The 16487-nt window shown below is 58.8% G+C and carries 16 protein-coding genes; 2 read left to right on the top strand and 14 right to left on the bottom strand.

Going from position 1 to position 16487, the window contains the following annotated elements; translation table 11 throughout:
* Positions 1–84: 84 nt before the first annotated feature.
* From PI739_RS10380 to PI739_RS10410, 7 genes are all read right to left on the bottom strand, one after another.
* Positions 85–1677: a flagellar hook-associated protein 3 gene (locus PI739_RS10380; RefSeq protein WP_054081557.1), complete on the bottom strand. Its 1593-nt coding sequence runs from the start codon at positions 1675–1677 to the stop codon at positions 85–87.
* A gap of 13 nt (positions 1678–1690) precedes the next feature.
* Positions 1691–3751 carry a flagellar hook-associated protein FlgK gene (flgK, locus tag PI739_RS10385; protein WP_054081556.1) on the bottom strand — a complete coding sequence of 687 codons (2061 nt, stop codon included), beginning with the start codon at positions 3749–3751 and terminating at the stop codon, positions 1691–1693.
* 10 nt (positions 3752–3761) lie between these two features.
* Positions 3762–5006 carry a flagellar assembly peptidoglycan hydrolase FlgJ gene (gene flgJ, locus PI739_RS10390; RefSeq protein ID WP_003436082.1) on the bottom strand — a complete coding sequence of 415 codons (1245 nt, stop codon included), beginning with the start codon at positions 5004–5006 and terminating at the stop codon, positions 3762–3764.
* Between the two features lie 10 nt (positions 5007–5016).
* Positions 5017–6126, bottom strand: a complete 1110-nt coding sequence (locus PI739_RS10395) for a flagellar basal body P-ring protein FlgI (RefSeq protein WP_003436081.1) — start codon at positions 6124–6126, stop codon at positions 5017–5019.
* Positions 6127–6139: 13 nt separating this feature from the next.
* Positions 6140–6853, bottom strand: coding sequence for a flagellar basal body L-ring protein FlgH (flgH, locus tag PI739_RS10400; RefSeq protein WP_002554309.1), 714 nt, complete (start codon positions 6851–6853; stop codon positions 6140–6142).
* 84 nt (positions 6854–6937) lie between these two features.
* Positions 6938–7726: a flagellar basal-body rod protein FlgG gene (flgG, locus tag PI739_RS10405; RefSeq protein ID WP_003412455.1), complete on the bottom strand. Its 789-nt coding sequence runs from the start codon at positions 7724–7726 to the stop codon at positions 6938–6940.
* Between the two features lie 46 nt (positions 7727–7772).
* Positions 7773–8513 carry a flagellar basal body rod protein FlgF gene (locus tag PI739_RS10410; protein ID WP_003370079.1) on the bottom strand — a complete coding sequence of 247 codons (741 nt, stop codon included), beginning with the start codon at positions 8511–8513 and terminating at the stop codon, positions 7773–7775.
* A 283-nt stretch (positions 8514–8796) separates the two neighbouring features.
* On the opposite strand from PI739_RS10410, the gene PI739_RS10415 reads away from it, so the two are divergent.
* The gene (locus PI739_RS10415; RefSeq protein ID WP_032609907.1) at positions 8797–8988 is read left to right on the top strand and encodes a hypothetical protein; all 192 of its coding nucleotides are present in this window, start codon (positions 8797–8799) and stop codon (positions 8986–8988) included.
* Here PI739_RS10415 and PI739_RS10420 read toward each other — a convergent pair whose 3' ends face one another.
* The 7 genes from PI739_RS10420 to cynS all read right to left on the bottom strand — a co-directional run bounded on the left by PI739_RS10420 (position 8989) and on the right by cynS (position 15453).
* Positions 8989–10734: a flagellar hook protein FlgE gene (locus PI739_RS10420; protein ID WP_271351804.1), complete on the bottom strand. Its 1746-nt coding sequence runs from the start codon at positions 10732–10734 to the stop codon at positions 8989–8991.
* Positions 10735–10931: 197 nt separating this feature from the next.
* A complete protein-coding gene (gene flgE / locus PI739_RS10425; RefSeq protein ID WP_003436076.1) occupies positions 10932–12260 on the bottom strand; it encodes a flagellar hook protein FlgE in 1329 nt (442 codons plus the stop codon).
* A 25-nt stretch (positions 12261–12285) separates the two neighbouring features.
* Complete coding sequence (gene flgD / locus PI739_RS10430) at positions 12286–12975, bottom strand: flagellar hook assembly protein FlgD (protein ID WP_003370069.1); 690 nt, start codon at positions 12973–12975, stop codon at positions 12286–12288.
* A 15-nt stretch (positions 12976–12990) separates the two neighbouring features.
* On the bottom strand, positions 12991–13431 hold the full coding sequence (gene flgC / locus PI739_RS10435; RefSeq protein WP_002554316.1) for a flagellar basal body rod protein FlgC: 441 nt from the start codon (positions 13429–13431) through the stop codon (positions 12991–12993).
* A 3-nt stretch (positions 13432–13434) separates the two neighbouring features.
* The gene (gene flgB / locus PI739_RS10440) at positions 13435–13842 is read right to left on the bottom strand and encodes a flagellar basal body rod protein FlgB (RefSeq protein WP_003370068.1); all 408 of its coding nucleotides are present in this window, start codon (positions 13840–13842) and stop codon (positions 13435–13437) included.
* A gap of 659 nt (positions 13843–14501) precedes the next feature.
* Positions 14502–14975, bottom strand: coding sequence for a nuclear transport factor 2 family protein (locus PI739_RS10445; RefSeq protein ID WP_003370064.1), 474 nt, complete (start codon positions 14973–14975; stop codon positions 14502–14504).
* A 10-nt stretch (positions 14976–14985) separates the two neighbouring features.
* A complete protein-coding gene (gene cynS, locus PI739_RS10450) occupies positions 14986–15453 on the bottom strand; it encodes a cyanase (protein WP_054081554.1) in 468 nt (155 codons plus the stop codon).
* Positions 15454–15526: 73 nt separating this feature from the next.
* On the opposite strand from cynS, the gene cynR reads away from it, so the two are divergent.
* Positions 15527–16438 carry a transcriptional regulator CynR gene (cynR, locus tag PI739_RS10455; protein WP_054081553.1) on the top strand — a complete coding sequence of 304 codons (912 nt, stop codon included), beginning with the start codon at positions 15527–15529 and terminating at the stop codon, positions 16436–16438.
* The last annotated feature ends 49 nt before the right edge of the window (positions 16439–16487 follow it).

The raw sequence follows: 16487 nt of genomic DNA on the forward strand, positions 1-16487 counted from the left end.
CTGACTCGCGAGCGGCTGGGGGCCCTTCAGTCGAGTGGCCCCCCTCACCGCTGAAAAAAGACGGCGGATGCTCAACGTCAGAACTCAAAGCTGACTGAACAGGTTCAACTTGGATAGCATGGTAAACACCTGCTGAGAAGCGTCCAGCATGGTTTTCTGCAATGTCAGGCGGGTGGTCGCCTCGACGATGTCAGCGTTTACGTAAGTACCTTGCTCAGTAGTGTTGTTGCCTTTGAGCAGATCGTTGGTCGTACCTTGGGCGGTTGCCGCCAGCTGACGCGCGCCGCCACTGGAACGTGCCGTAGAAGCTTGTTCGATGGCGCTGCTCATGTTGCCCAGCGCAGAGTTCAGCGCTGCCGTCATATTCTGCGAGGCCACCAGGTTGCCATCGGTGGGCGTCGACAGGGCTTTGATCGCCGCTGTCAGCGTATTGAGAATGTTCTCGGTCTGGTGCGTGCCAGACTCGACGATGAACTGATCACCGGCAGCCGGTGTACCGCTGATATTGAAGTTCACACCGGAGGCGTTGGCCGTCGAGCCGGTCATGGTGCCGCTGGACACTGGCTTGCTGCTGGTGGTCAACGGCGCAGCGTACAGCTCGTAATCGGTCGGGCTGGTGAACTTGAGGATCGCGCCGTCTGTCGGGAAGGTATTGTTGAAAGCAGTCCGGTCCGCAGCGGTATTGCCCACGACAGAGCTGCTGACGGTCGCCGTTGACGTATTGCCGGCGCTGCGCGAGGTGGAAACACTGTCCGGTGTCGACGCCAGCTGATAGCTGCGATTGGCCAGCGCCGCATCTGCGGTAGCGTCCGAGACCCGGTCAGCGGCCGGCAGGTTGACGTTGAGCGTCATTTCCACGCCGCGGAAGGTAAACGTCTGGGCATCGAACGAGCCGTGGGAAAACTTGCCGCCAGTCGAGGTATCGGAACTCACGTCAGTGCCACTGGCATCAGTGATCTTGAATTGAGTGCCGCTGAGAAAAGTCAGCGTATAGGGCTCGCCGCCCTGGTAGCTGGAGTTATAGGTCGGAGTGGACGTCACCAGGCCACTGCTGAGGCCGATCTTGCCGTCATCGGTTGCAGGCGAAAGCAGTGTGGCAGAGGTACGGGTTGTGTTGACCGACTGCTCGAAGGCCTCGAAACCTGTCGTGTTGCTGGCCATGACCAAACCATCACCTACCGCCAGATTGACGCTGGTCTGGTCGCCCTTGTAGCTATAGGAGCCATCGGCGTTCAGCGAATACGGTGGCGTCGAGGCCTTGGAACCGGAAAATATGTACTGACCGTTAGGGTCCTGGCTGTTCATCAAGCCCAGAATCTGACTCTGGTACTGCTTGAGGGCCGCAGCCTTGGCGAGCCGGTCCGAGTCGGTAAACGCGCCACTGCCTGCCGATACGATCTGCTCCCGCGCAGCCTGCATCGTGTCGATGATGCTGGTCAGCGTGGTCTCGGTGGTCACCGCGTTGGTATTGATCGTGCCGATATTGGTTTCGTACTGGGTCAGCATGGAGTTCTGCTGCGCCAGTTGCAGTACGCGCGCGGCACCTACCGGATCATCGCCTGCGGTATTGAGCTTGATGCCGCTGGAGACCTCTTCGCTGGTCTTGTTCAGGTTCGAATAGTTACGCTGATAATTGGTGTTCGTGGATTCGAAGAACTGGGTAGTCGAGATACGCATGGCTCACGATTCCTTAAAGACTGTTGATCAGCGTGCTGAAAATGGTTTGTGCCGCCTTGATGATCTGCGAAGAGGCGGTGTAGTACTGCTGATACTTGATCAGGTTGGACGCCTCTTCGTCGAGCGATACACCCGAGACCGAGTCGCGTGACGATTTGGCCTGGCTGACAACGGCCGCAGTGGCGGTCACATCGTTCTTGCTCTGGCTCGCCAGCGTACCCACAACCGATACCGTATCTGCATACGAACCGGACAGGCTGGTGCCCACGCCACCGTTGACGACACCGACGGTCTTGGCGGTCTGCAGGCCGACCACTGCCAACGCGTTGCGGTTGTCGGACGAGCCGCCACCGGTCATGCCGATGCTGAATGTGTCATTGGCAACCGGCGAGCCGGAAATGGTCATTTCCAGCTGGAACGCAGTGCTGCTGCTCGGCGTCGTTGTGGTGTCGGTATAGCCGACGTTCAATTTGATCGTGTTGGCCTGGCCCTGGATGATCGAGCCACCAACGGCATTGCCGTTCTGGTCGAGCACCGCTCCGCCACTCGCATTGATCAGGGTGTAACTCTGCACGCCGGTACTGCTGACCGCACCCATCACCAGTTTCATCGGGGTGGAGTCTTTGAGCGCATTGCGCAGGTCAGCGGTCTGGGTGCTGTCGTAGATATCCGACCTGGTGTTCAGCACCGGCTGGGTGAAGCCACCAGTACCGGAGTTGCTGGATCCCGCCGTTGCCGTCAAGGGCGCGGCCGCTGCAATATCCTTGGCGTCGGTCAGAACCACCGAGATCCCCGACGCGCCAGTGCGGGTCGGGATAACCTTGAAACTGTCACCGGCTGCCAGCGTATTGCCGTTGAGGCTCACACTGAAGCCGTCGAACTGTTTGGGCGGATTGTCAGCCAGCGAACCGGCACCGACGCTCTCGCCGTTGGGCAGACGACGTACGGTGAAATTCGACGAGTCGCTGAACGTCACTTCATAATCGTTGGCGGTCAGCTTGCTGGTGTCGCCAATGGTGACGTTGAGGTTGCCGGAGCCGACACTGTTGGTGGTTTTGCCGATGCTGCGCTGGGTAATGGCTTCGGCACTGTTGATGCTGGAATACAGGTTCGAACCGAAATTGCCCTTGCTGTCGATGCCCTGGTTCATCTGGCTGTTGACCTGGTCCGACAATACCATCGCGGTACGGCCCAGTTCGTTGGTCGCAGGCACCAGCACTTCGTTGCGGTAACGCAACAGACCACCGATCGAGCCGCCAGTGAGCACTGAGGTCACATCGGTCTGGGTCTGGCCGTAGGCAACCTGCACGTTGTACTGCAACGGATCGGACGGGCTCGGGCTGGCCGACATCTTGTAGGACGTGCCGCCACTGACCAGTGATTGTCCGGTACCGGTATAGATGTCGAAGTTACCGTTGTTCTCGACCACTTTCACACCGACCAGCTCGTTGAGCTGACGAACCGCTTCACTGCGCGAGTCAAGCAGGGTGTTCGGCGTGGCGTTGCCCGCAGACGCTTGTGTGATCTGCTTGTTCAGGCTCGCCAGGGTGGTGGTCAGCTCGTTGACCTGTTTGGTGAAGGTGTTGAGCTGCGTGTTGACGTTATCGTTCTGCGTGGACAACTGCGACGAAACCGAGTTGAAGCGTGCGCTCAACGCGCCAGCCTGGGTCAGGAACGACGAGCGTTCGGCCGACTGCGTGGCGCTGGTGGCGATGCCCTGCATCTTGGTGAAGAAGTCCGCCAATTGCACGGAGATCCCCGTCGCATTGTCTGACAGTAATGTATCGGTCTTGCTGGCCTGACCGGAATAAGCCACTGCATCCGCGCTGAGGGCGGTGCTCGATTGCAATTGGGTGTCCAGATAGCTGTTGTAGATGCGACGTACGTCCGACAGCGTAGTGCCGGTACCGATGTAGCCTACACCCTGACCAAGAGCGATCTGCGCCGAAGCCGTGGTCAGCACCTGCTGACGCGAGTAACCTGCGGTATCCACGTTCGCCGTGTTGTTACCGATGGTGTTGATCGCGGCACTGCTGGCATTGATACCTGAGAGCCCAATTGAAATCAGCGACATGAGTCAAACCTTATAAAGTCGTGGAAGAGCCCGCTGCAGCGGCGTAAGTCTGGTAACTCTTCATCTGCTTCGCAATCTGCGAAATCTTGCTGGCATAGTCCGGGTCAGTGGCGTAACCGGCCTTCTGCAATTCTTTTACAAACTGTTCCGGTTTATCGGCCGAATTGACCACTTCTTTATAGCGGCTGTTGTTCTGCAACAGACTGACCAGGTCGTGGAAGCTGTCGGCGTAGGAATCATAGGAACGGAAATCCGCCGTTTCCTTGACCATCTTGCCGTCGCGGAACTCGCTGGTGATCGCACGCGCTTCGGCACCCTTCCAGCTGCCCGCCGCCTTGATGCCGAACAGGTTGTGACTGCTGCTACCGTCCTGCTGACGCATGATCGATTTGCCCCAACCGGTTTCCAGTGCCGCCTGCGCCACCAGCATGACCGGGTCGACGCCGATACGCGCTGCGGCTTCCTTGGCCAGTGGCAACATGGTTTCGACGAACTGATCGGCGTTGCTGAACGCGCGCTTGGCCGGTGCCAGCGGTGGCTGGGCCATGGAGCGCACATACTCCGGCGCGGGTGCCAGGTTCGGATCGAGTGTCCAGTCGCCGTTGTTGCCTGAAGTACCGGCTGTCGCACGAGCCGGCACCGGGCTGTTGCTGACGGCTGTGGTGGCAGAAGGCACGATGCCGGCCAGCAGACGATCGGTAAGTTTGGCGGGCAGCGACAGACGACGCGCGTTGAGCAGCGCCATGTCGTTGCGCCCTTCTCCGGACGCCGAGGCCGCAGCCGCCGCCTGATCGGCAGCCGCCGAGCGCGTGGCCCACAACGGACGCTGATAGACGCTGGTCGCCAGACCGGTCTTGGCCGGCGCAGCGTCAGTAGCGGCCGTTGCAGCGTCGGTCGTATTGACCGGCGCAGCGTGGTTTATCCCCTTGTCTTTCGACAATTGGCGCATCAGCACGTCCTGCAAACCGATACCGTTGCCACGGGTAGACAGCGTGACCGCCAACTGCTGGTCATACATATCCTGATACTGCCGCGTGGCCGGGGTGTTCATCGGATTGTCCTTGGCCAGCACTTCGTTGGCCGAGCGCATGGCCTTGAGCATCTGGCTGACGAACAGCGACTCGAACTCGCGGGCCACCTTCTTCTGGTTTTCCACACTGTCCTTGTCGCCATGCTTCAGCGACGCCAGACGGTTGACGTCGGTGTAGGCACCCGAATCGACCGCCGACGAAATTCCGCTCTTGGGCATATCCATGCTCGAATCCTCAGATCACGATCAGGTCGGCTTGCAACGCGCCGGCCTGCTTAAGGGCTTCGAGGATGGCCATCAGGTCACCGGGCGCAGCGCCCACCTGATTGACCGCGCGAACGATCTCATCCAGCGTGGTGCCTGGACCGAACTTGAACATCGGGTGCAGTTCCTGCTGGGCGTTAACCCGCGAGCGAGGCACTACCGCAGTCTGGCCGCCGGACAATGCGCCCGGCTGGCTGACGATCGGGTCTTCGGTGATGGTCACGGTCAGGCTGCCGTGGGTGACGGCAGCAGGTGAAACCTTGACGTTCTGGCCGATGACGATGGTGCCGGTCCGCGAATTGATGATGACCTTGGCAGCGGTCTGGCCCGGATCGATTTCCAGGTTCTCCAGAATCGACAGGTAATCCACACGCTGGCTTGGGTCGAGCGGCGCAGTCACGCGCACCGAACCACCGTCCAGCGCCTGAGCGACGCCAGGGCCAAGCATGTCGTTGATCTTGTCCACGACGCGCTTGGCAGTGGTGAAGTCGGAGCGATTCAGGTTCAGCGTCAGGGTGTTGCCCTGGTTGAAGCCGCTCGGTACAGCGCGTTCTACCGACGCACCACCGGGGATTCGACCCGACGACGGAACGTTGACGGTAATCTTCGAGCCGTCACGGCCTTCCGCGTCGAAACCGCCGACCACCAGGTTGCCCTGAGCGATGGCGTAAACGTTGCCGTCGACACCTTTCATCGGTGTCATCAACAGCGCACCACCGCGCAGGCTTTTGGAGTTACCGATCGAGGAAACAGTGATATCGACCGTCTGGCCCGGTTTGGCGAACGCTGGCAAATCTGCGTACACCGCAACCGCCGCGACGTTTTTCAGCTGCACGGTGCCCGAACCCGACGGCACCTTGATGCCGAACTGCGACAGCATGTTGTTGAAGGTCTGCAGGGTGAACGGGGTCTGGGTGGTCTGGTCACCTGTACCGTTGAGACCCACGACCAGACCGTAACCGATCAACTGGTTGGCCCGTACGCCGGAGATGCTTGCGATGTCCTTCAGACGCTCGGCATGCACGCCGAACGCTGTGGACAACAACAAGGTCGCCGCTATCAGTTGCTTGAGCTTGATCATGTCTATCCCGCTATCAGAAAGGGAACAACGGGCTGAGGAAGAACCGGTCGAACCAGCCTGGCTGGCTGGTATCGGCAAAGGCTCCGGTCCCCGAATAGGTAATACGTGCATCGGCGATACGGGTGGACGACACGGTATTATCGGTAGCGATGTCGTCAGCCCGGACCAGGCCGGCAATCCGCACCAGTTCGTCACCGGTATTGAGGGTCATCCACTTCTCGCCACGCACCGCCAGAATGCCGTTGGGCAGCACATCCGCAACCGTCACGGTGACCGACCCGGTCAGACTGTTGCTCTGTGCGGCCTTGCCATCACCCTTGGTAGTCCGCGCGCCGGTGTAACCAGCGTTCAGGCTCAGGTCGTTACCGCCAATCGGGTTGTTGGTGGTCAGACCCGAACCGAACAGCGAGGTCAGACCAATGCTGTTGGTGCTGTCCTTGGTCATCGCCGAAGTGGCCGCCTTGCTCGCCGCCATACGCTCGGAAAGCGTGATGGTGATGATGTCGCCAATACGGAAGGCCTTGCGGTCGCCGTACAGGTTCTGCTCGAAACCGGCCTGATAGATGGCGCCATTGTTGGCAGCCGCCGACATGGGCGTACGCGGCAACACCGGAGCGTAATAAGGGTCATTGGGCTTGGCCGTCGGCGCGACACAGCCGGACAGCAGGGTGATCCCGCACAATGAAGCGATCAACACTGAAAAACGCGGAACACTAAGGCGGTTCATGACACTTGAAACCTCGCGGTGTAACAGGCGCTTATCAGGCGCCCCATCGGATTGAGCGGTTCTACGAGCAGCGACATCAAGGACTTACAGGTTCTGAGTCAGGTTTTGCAGCATCTGGTCAGCGGTCGAGATCACTTTGGAGTTCATCTCGTAGGCGCGCTGGGTAGTGATCATGTTGACCAGTTCCTCAACGGTGCTGACGTTGGAGTTTTCAAGGGTGTTCTGCAGGGTCGGGCCCAGGCCGTTAAGGCCAGGGGTGCCGATCTGCGGCGCGCCGCTCGAACCGGTTTCCAGGTACAGGTTGCCACCGATGGCCTGCAGGCCGGCGGGGTTGATGAAGTCGGCGGTCTGGATATTGCCGATGATCTGCGGCGTAGCGGTTGCGCCTGCCAGCGTGACGGAAACAGTACCGTCCTGACCGACCGTAAAAGTCTGGGCGTTCTGCGGAACGACGATCGCAGGCTCGAGGGCATAACCGTTGGCCGTGACGATCTGGCCGTTGGCGTCGAGGTGGAAAGTACCGTCACGGCTGTAGGCAATGGTGCCGTCCGGCTGGGTCACCTGAAAGAAACCACGACCGTTGACCGCCAGGTCCAGCGGGTTGTTGGTGGTCTGCAGGCTACCGGCAGTGAAGTTCTTCTGCGTACCGACAATACGCACACCGGTACCCAGTTGCAGGCCGGAAGGCAGTTCGCTGTCCTGAGTGGACTGGGCACCCGGCTGGCGTTTGATCTGATACAGCAGGTCCTGGAACTCGGCCCGGTCACTCTTGAAACCGGTGGTCGAGACGTTCGCCAGGTTGTTGGAGATGGTGGTCAGGTTGGTGTCCTGAGCGGCAAGACCGGTTTTGGCGACGTATAGTGCAGGAAGCATGTGTGTTCTCCTCGAGCGCCGGTTTGTCGGCGCAAGCTGTCATTGATTAGCCAAGTTGCAAGACGCGAGCCATAGACTGATCGTCTTCTTCGGCGGTCTTCATCATCTTGACGTGCAATTCGAATTGACGGGACAAGGCCAGTACCGAGGTCATTTCCTCGACCGCATTGACGTTGCTCGCCTGCAGAAAGCCGGACTCGACCTGAACGGTGGCATCTGCATCGGCAGGCCGGCCGGTCTTGGTGTGGATCAGGCCATCAGGGCCCTTCTCCATGGTCTTCAGGTCAGGCTTGACCAGCTTGATGCGGTCGACCTGCGCCATCACCTGAGGACTCTCGCCCAGCGAACGAATACTGATCGTGCCGTCGGCGCCGATCTCGATCTGCTGCTGAGGCGGCACGGCAATCGGACCGCCGTTGCCCATAACCGGCAAACCACTGCCGTCGCGCAACACGCCCAGGGCATCGATGTTCATGCCGGAACTGCGGGTGTAGGCTTCACCGCCGTCGGGGGTCTGCACTGCGATCCAGCCATCACCCTTGACGGCGATGTCCAGCTCACGACCGGTCTGCACCATCGCACCGGCGGAAAAGTCGGTCCCGGGACGCTCGCTCATGGCGTAGGCTCGCGATGGCATGACCTCGCCAAACACCGGCATCGAGCGGGCCTGTTCCAGGTCACGCATGAAACCGTTGGTCGAGACGTTTGCCAGGTTGTTGGCATGAGCCTTTTGCGCGATCGCGTTTTCGGATGCACCGCTCATTGCGACGTAAAGCAACTTGTCCACAGTCTTCCTCCTCCGACAGACGCTTGCCGCCTGTAGCTGTTCTGAAAGGGTTAAAGCAATTTTTGAACCAACTTGTCAGGCTCGATACAAATGCCTGATTAGCCAGTAAAAACTGGCGATCGCCGATGGCTTGAGGAAAGAGCGCCAACCAATAGCGGCGGCGGACTGCCGCCTGCCGCTTGCCAGACAGGAAACACCGCCAAAAAAACTTCAGCGAACTGCGCCGAGAACCGGATCGACAGTGATAATCTTGCCGACACCGCAACCGTGACCGGGAACCGTCATGCCTTTTCGTGCGTGCATCATCGGTATCGCGAGCGCGAGCCTGATGACCTTTGCCCTGCTCTCTCAGGCCGCTCCCGCCCACTATTACAAATGGCAGGGCGACAGCCGGATCGTCTGCGCCCAGGCCAGCCCGGGCCCAGGCTGGAAACGCTTGAAAGGCCACTTCATCAAAGCCGACTGCTCGATCTGATCAGGTCGACTGGATCAGCGTCTGCATCAGCGTCACTTCGGTGGATATCGCCTTGGAGTTGGCTTGATAGGCCGTCTGGGCCTGGATCAGCGCAATCAGCTCATCGGCCAGCACGACGTTCGAACCTTCCAGCGCGCCACTGACGATGCTGCCCAGCGTACCGACGCCCGGCACATCATATTCAGCCACTCCGGAATCGGCAGTGGCGGTCCAGCGTGTATCGCTACGCGGCTGCAAGCCATGCGGATTGGCGAAACTGGCGAGCATCACCTGACCGATATCTTTAGTCATGCCATTGGTAAACCCCGCACGCAGAATGCCGTCCCGGCCAACGTCGAGGCTTTTCAATTCCCCTGCCGAATGGCCATCCACGTATGCGGCGGAGCGCGAACTGGCAGCGTTGTGCTGAAGCAGATGGGTGAAGTCGATGGTGATGCCGTCAGCGCTGCCAGCCGCCCCATTGGATATCCAGCGCTCGCGACCGGTGCCAGGATCAACCGCCCTCACAGGCGACCAGCCCGTGAGCTTCAGCTGATCGCCATTGCTGCTCAGGCCCGGACTGCCGGTCAACGACGCGACGGCGCCATGGGAATCGAAGACGATGTTTGCCGTCAGCGGCGTGGTGGACCCGGAGTTCTGCGGGTTTCGATCGTCGATCAGTACGTGCAGGCGCCAGCTGTTGGTGCCGTCCTTCACGAAATATTGTTTCAGCTCATGGATGTTGCCCTGACTGTCAAAGATCTGGTTACCGAACATCCTGCTATAGGTGTTCAGATCTGCGGGGTTGAAGTGCGGAACCGGCCGATGCATGACCGTATCGCCCGGGTCGAGCAGACTGGCCCCGGCGTCGCTCAACGGCAACGAAACAGCCCCGCCGTTCAGGGAGCCATTTGCCGCCCAGGCGCCATTGATCTGCGCGGCAGGCACCCAACCCTGCAAGGCAAACTCGGTGTCCGAAAGCTTGCGCAGATGCTGATCATTGCCGCTGTACGACAGGGAACCGTCAGGCTTCAGCTCAAGGCTTACCTGCAACGGCGCTACGCTGTCGGGATCCACCGGGTTGCGCCCGTCCACCAGTACATACATCGACCACTGATCAGCCTCGGTCTTGACGAAATACTGCTTCAGTTCATGGTCGGATGCGGGCACCGGAGTGATCCCCACATCCTGGATGGTCCGGGTGGCAACCCGTGTATAGGTCGCGGGGTTGTCCGGGTCAAAGGTCGGCAAGCGGGCGAGTGACGGCAGCGAGGCATCCAGATTGATGGTTTCGGCCACCCGGGTCGTGGCCCGAGCACCGACGTTGGACGTATCGATCTGCAAGTCCGTGCGGATACCACTGGCAATCTCGCCCTTGTCGTTTGCGGCATAACCCTGCAAACGCCCACCATCGCTGTCGACGACAAAGTTGGCAGCATCCTTCAGAAAGGCGCCGGCCCGGGTATAGGCCAGTGAACCCTGATCACTGACCACAAAAAAACCGTTACCCTGAATACGCATATCCAACGCATTGCCGGAACTGATCACGGTTTCACCCTGATTGAAATTCTGCTGCACCGAAGCAAGTCGTACGCCATCCCCGACAGCGTGCTGCCCGGCCCCCAACTGTGCGGACGCATATAGAGCAGAAAACTGCGCACGAGACGACTTGAACCCCAGGGTGCCGACGTTGGCAATATTATTACCCGCTACTTCCAGTCGTTTATTGGCAGCCTGAATACCGCTGATCGCTGTATTGAATGACATGAGAACTCCCTTGCCATAAAGGCAATTCATAGAGGAGTTTTATTCTCACACCATCGTGCGTAGGAAGTTTCCAAGTAGACTGAGGGAGTAATCCGTAACTTTCAGCACTAAAAAAGACATGACAAAATACTTTGCAGACAACCATAAAAAAGCCCCTTTTTACAGGGGCTCTTTCAGCACGTATCAAACAACGCGTATTACGTCATCTGAATAGTGGTCTGCATGATGGTGCTTTGGGTGGAAATGGTCTTGGCGTTAGCCTGATAGTTGCTCTGCGCCTTGATCAGGTTAACCAGTTCCATGGTCAGGTCGACGTTGGACTCTTCCAGCGCCTGACCGGTGATGTAACCCAGCGTACCCGACTGTGGTGCGCCGCTCACCGGTACACCGGAAGCGAACGTTTCACGCCAGTTGGTGCCGCCGGCCTGCGCCAGACCCTGCACGTTGGCGAAGCTGGTCAGCGAAGTCTGACCGATCACCTGCGACTTGCCGTTGGTATAAGTGGCGAACAGGTTGCCGCTCGAGTCAACGTTCATGCCGCTAAGCTGGCCAGTGGCGTAGCCATTCTGATCCTGTTTGAGCAGACCGGATACCGAAGCGGTCTGGGTAGTGCTCGACATGTCCAGCTTGATCGAAGCAGCGCCCGTCGCACCGTTGGCTGCCCAGGTAGCTGTCGTGCCAGTACCGACCTGCACGCCAGGCACCCAGTTGGTCACGGCGAATGTACCGTCAGCGTTGAACTTGATGTTGGCGCTGTCGGTAGGAACAGAGCCGCCGGCAGTGGTCACCAGATTGCCCGAGGAGTCGAATGTCAGGTTATTCTTGTCCGGCGTGGTGGACGTCGGATCGGAAATGCTGCGCCCGTCCATCAGGGAATACATCGACCAGGTATTGGTGCCGGTCTTGACGAAATACTGATCCAGGGTATGCGCATTACCCTGAGTGTCATAAGTCGGGGTGCTGTACTTGACGTTGTAGCTATTGGTGTCGGTGGCATCGAACGTCGAAACGGTCGGCAGCGCGGTTGTCGAGTTCAGGTTGGCGGAGTTGGTGATTGTGGTCGTCGCCTTGGGCTCCAGGTTGGACGCGTTCACACGCAGATCGCTGAGCGCGCCAGTCACCACTGAGCCATTGGCGTCAACGTTGTAACCCTGCAGCTTCATGTTGCTGCTGTTGACGACATAGCCTTCCTTGTCGGTGTGGAATGCACCGGCACGGGTATACAGCTTCTCACCGTTATTGCTGAGCATGAAGAACCCGTCGCCATTGATGGCAAGGTCCAGACTGTTGGCTGTTCCGGTGGTCAGACTGCCCTGGGAGAACTGCTGGGAAACCGCAGCGGTAGTCACGCCACTGCCGACGCTGGTATTGCCGGAAGTACCGCGAATCGACTGAGCATATTGATCAGCGAACTCGGCACGTGACGATTTGAAACCGGTTGTCGCGACGTTGGCAATGTTGTTGCCGGTAACGTCGAGACTTTTGTTTGCAGCATAGAGCCCACTAAGGCCGATATTGAAAGACATGTTTCACTCCTGCGCCGTAGCGGCTCTACAATCCGATAGTTTGAACTTTGGACAGGGCGACACTGCCGCTGGCCAGGTTAAGCGTTGTTTCTGCGCCATTGACACCCAGCGTGACACTGTTGACCGTGGCGGGCAGGTAAGTTGAAAACTGCGTGTTCTTGCCTTCCACCGAGCCTTCAGCCTTGAAGCTGTAAGTGCCCGATGGCAGCTGGGTACCGCTTGAGTCCGTACCGTCCCAGGCAAAGCTGGTGGTACCGGCTTTTTGCGTGCCCAGGTCGACACTGTCGACCAGATTCGATTGCGCGTCGTACACCTTGACGGTCGTCAGCGAGCTTTCGCCCGGCACCACGATCGAACCGGTCAGGCCTTTGGTGGTATCGACCGAAGTACTGCTCGCATCAATGATCACCGAGCGACCGACCAGTGACGAGGCCTGCAAGGCCTGCGACGACTTGTAGCTGCTGGCGATCGTATCCACCGTCGACGTCAGGTTCTGCATGCTTTCAAGGCTGCTGAACTGCGCCAGTTGCGCCACGAACTGCGTGTTGTCCTGCGGGTCCAGAGGATTCTGGTTCTTCATCTGCGTGACCAGCAGTTGCAGAAACGAATCCTTGCCCAACGTACCGGTAGAGTCCGTCTTGGTCGGTGTCGGGTTCTGCAGCGTATTCAGGAATGTCGATGAGACGCTGGTTGCTGAGGTGTTATCAACGGCCATAACTTTCGCCTTCTATCACTGACCGAGGGTCAGAACCTTCTGCATCATGGATTTAGCGGTGTTCATGATTTCTGCGTTGGTCTGGAAAGACCGGCTGGCAGAAATCATGTCGGCCATTTCTTCCACGACATTGACGTTGGGGTAATAGACATACCCGTCCTTGTCAGCGGAAGGATGATTGGGCTCGTAACGTGCTTCCAGGTTCGAGCTGTCTTCGATGATGCCGTTGACCTGAACGCCCTGCCCGGCTTCGCCTTGGTCCTGGAACAACGAACCACCTGTGGACTGCTGACCCTGCATCACGGTGGCGAACACCGGGTGACGGGCGCGGTAGGTCTGGTCCATGCTCGAAGACACGGTCTCGGCGTTGGCGATGTTACTGGCCGTGGTGTTCAGACGCGTGGTCTGGGCACTCATGGCGCTACCGGCAATGTTGAACACATTGGCTAGTGACATGAGTTATTCTCCGCGAAGGGCTGCAACCAGCCCCTTGAACTTGCTGTTGAGCAATGTGAAGCTGGCCTGGAAGCCCATGGCGTTCTCGGTGTAGCTGGCCTGCTCGACCTGGGAATCAACGGTGTTCTGGTCCAGCGAAGGCTGCGACGGCGTGCGATACATCAGCGTACCGTCGTCATTGCCCATGCCCTCGGCTTCGATATGACGGCTGTTGGTCTTGTTCAGCGCGAAGTGACCGTTCTGGACCTTGTCGTTTTCGGCAGCCAGCACCGACGAGAAGTCCAGATCGCGAGCCTTGAAGTTCGGGGTGTCGGCGTTGGAGATGTTGTTGGCCAACACCTCTGCACGCTGAGCCCGGAAGTTCAGAGCCTTTTCATGTATGCCTAGCGCTTTATCGAAGCTGATGCTCATTTCGGGAAACCTTTGCCGGTTGACCTGATTCTGTTGCTACTGACAAAGCAATCGGCGTGCCATGTTGTAAAAGCCAATGATTGCGGGGGCCGTAGGCAGCGGTGAGGCGGCAATGCCAGAAAAGCGGCAAGGCATTTCCGCTGTGGAGGGGCAAAGCGGCAAGGTGGGTGCCGTTTTTTTGCCAGTATGGGGGCAGCGTTGGCGAATCTCGTATCTGCACTACAGGATTGTGGTGATGACCGATACACTCAAGCGCACAAGGATTGGGAATTGGAAAGGAGCTTCATCTTGGTCGACTCAATAGGCACTCACAACAACCCGGTCATTAACACCGCGAAAGCCGTGGCGCCCCCCGCCACCTCACACACCCCCCGTGCCCCTTCTGCCACCTCAAACAAAGCGCAGGACTCAGGTTGGCCGAAGCTACGACGTCAACAAGGCTAAAAATGATGCCGAGGTGCCTGACACGACTGATCCCGAACTGCTGGCACGCGCGAAAAAAGCAACTCAATTTGTGAACGGCGGTAGAGAGAATCCTTTCGCAGGCATGGCTAGAGATCAAAGCTTATTTGGCGACAGTGCATCAGCTACCGACGCACCCTCCACCGAATGAAAGTCCGGGCGGTTTTCGATCATTTCCGCCCGGACAACGCTTTCAATCAGAGACCCAGCTCACTCAAACCCGGGTGATCATCCGGTCGGCGCCCCAATGGCCAATGGTATTTGCGCTCGGACTCGGCGATCGGCAAATCGTTGATGCAGGCAAAGCGCCGTTGCATGAGGCCGTTTGCAGCGAACTCCCAGTTTTCGTTGCCATACGAACGGAACCAGTTGCCGGAGTCGTCATGCCATTCGTAGGCATAGCGCACCGCGATGCGGTTATCCGTGAATGCCCAGAGCTCCTTGATCAGCCGGTAGTCCAGTTCCTTGCGCCACTTGCGCTCCAGAAAGGCCTGAGCCTCTGCACGACCATTGATGAACTCGCTGCGGTTACGCCAGTAGGTGTCTTCGGTGTAGGCCAGCGCAACTTTAGCCGCATCGCGAGAGTTCCAGCCATCCTCGGCGCCACGGACTTTCTGGACAGCCGTCTCCAGGGTAAAGGGTGGAAATGGCGGTCTTCCTTTATCACTCATACCAGCGTCCTCAGAACGGTTTGTAGGGCAGAAATTTTCCATCGAGGGTGATCACGGCTCGCTCGCCCCCTTCCGGATCGTCGACTTTCTTGATGTCGAGCTTGAAGTTGATTGCGCTGATGATGCCGTCGCCGAACTGCTCATGCACCAATGCCTTCAGCGTCGTGCCATAGACCTGAACCATTTCGTGGAAGCGATAGATCGTCGGGTCACTGGAGACGTCTTCGACATTGCCGCGCAACGGGATGGTTTGCAGTTCGGCGACCGCGTCCCTGTCCAGCCCGAGACGCTCGGCGACTACCTCGGCCACCGCTTCCGGCAATGGGTGCTGACCGAGCAATGCAGCCGTGACATACACCACGCTCAACCCCGTACCTTCTGCAAGCCCTGCCCACGTCAGGTTCTTTGCGGTCTTGGCCTGCAGCACACGTTCAGTCAGATTCTGGCGCGGCGCTCTGGAAATGTTGCTGTGCGGCATAGGTAACCCTCCGGAATGAATTCACGTCAATCACAGCATCGGCAACTATCACCATAAGATCCAAGACTGATTTATGATCATAGCCATAATCCTGCCTTATGGTGATGCCGTGCTGTTACGCCATATACGTTATTTGCTGGCAGTCGCCGACCATGGCAATTTCACCCGGGCGGCCGAGGCCCTGCATGTCTCGCAACCGGCGTTGTCGCAACAGATCAGGCAGCTGGAAAGCAGCCTGGGTGTGCAACTGTTCGACCGCACCCGCCGCAGCGTCGTGCCGACCGATGCCGGCCGCGTGTATCTGGACCACGCGCGTCGCTGCCTGCTTGAGCTGGAGGCCGGGAAGCGTGCGCTCAACGATGTCAGCGACCTGTCACGCGGACACTTGCGTCTCGGCGTCACGCCCACCTTCAGTGAATACCTGATAGCGCCGCTGATCGACCGCTTCAGCGCGCTGTATCCCGGCGTGGCAATCATCCTCACGGAGCTGCCTCTGGAGCGGATCACCGAGGCATTGATCAGTGACGCGCTCGATCTGGCCATCGGTTTTGCCGGCAGTCATGCCGTCGAGATAGACAGCCAGCCTCTGTTCGATGAACAACTGTGCCTGGTCATGGCCAAGTCTGCCCCCGAAAAACAGACCGCGCTGACACTTGAGGACCTGCAAACGCTTCGCTTTGCCTTGCTCGCCCCCGGATTCGCCACTCGCCAATTGCTGGATGCCCGGTGCCATACGCAGAACTTCAAGCCGACGGTCGGCCTAGAGGCGAACTCAATTGCCATTTTGCTCAAGGTCGTTGCCCAGGGCCGCATGGCGACCATTCTTCCCGATGCCATCGTTCGCGAGCAGCCTGGGTTGTGCGAAGTTCAGACGATCCCTGCCTTGCCCGGGCGGACGGTTGCGCTGCTGCGGCGTAAAAACGGCTACCAGAGCGCCGCCGCCAACGCTTTTGCAAAACTGGTGAGCAACAGTACGCAAACATGAACCGATGGGCAGACGATCAAAGCTGTTTTCAGCCGCGCACAAAAAAAGA

The organism is Pseudomonas cerasi, from assembly GCF_027983475.1.
GTDB lineage: Bacteria > Pseudomonadota > Gammaproteobacteria > Pseudomonadales > Pseudomonadaceae > Aquipseudomonas > Aquipseudomonas cerasi.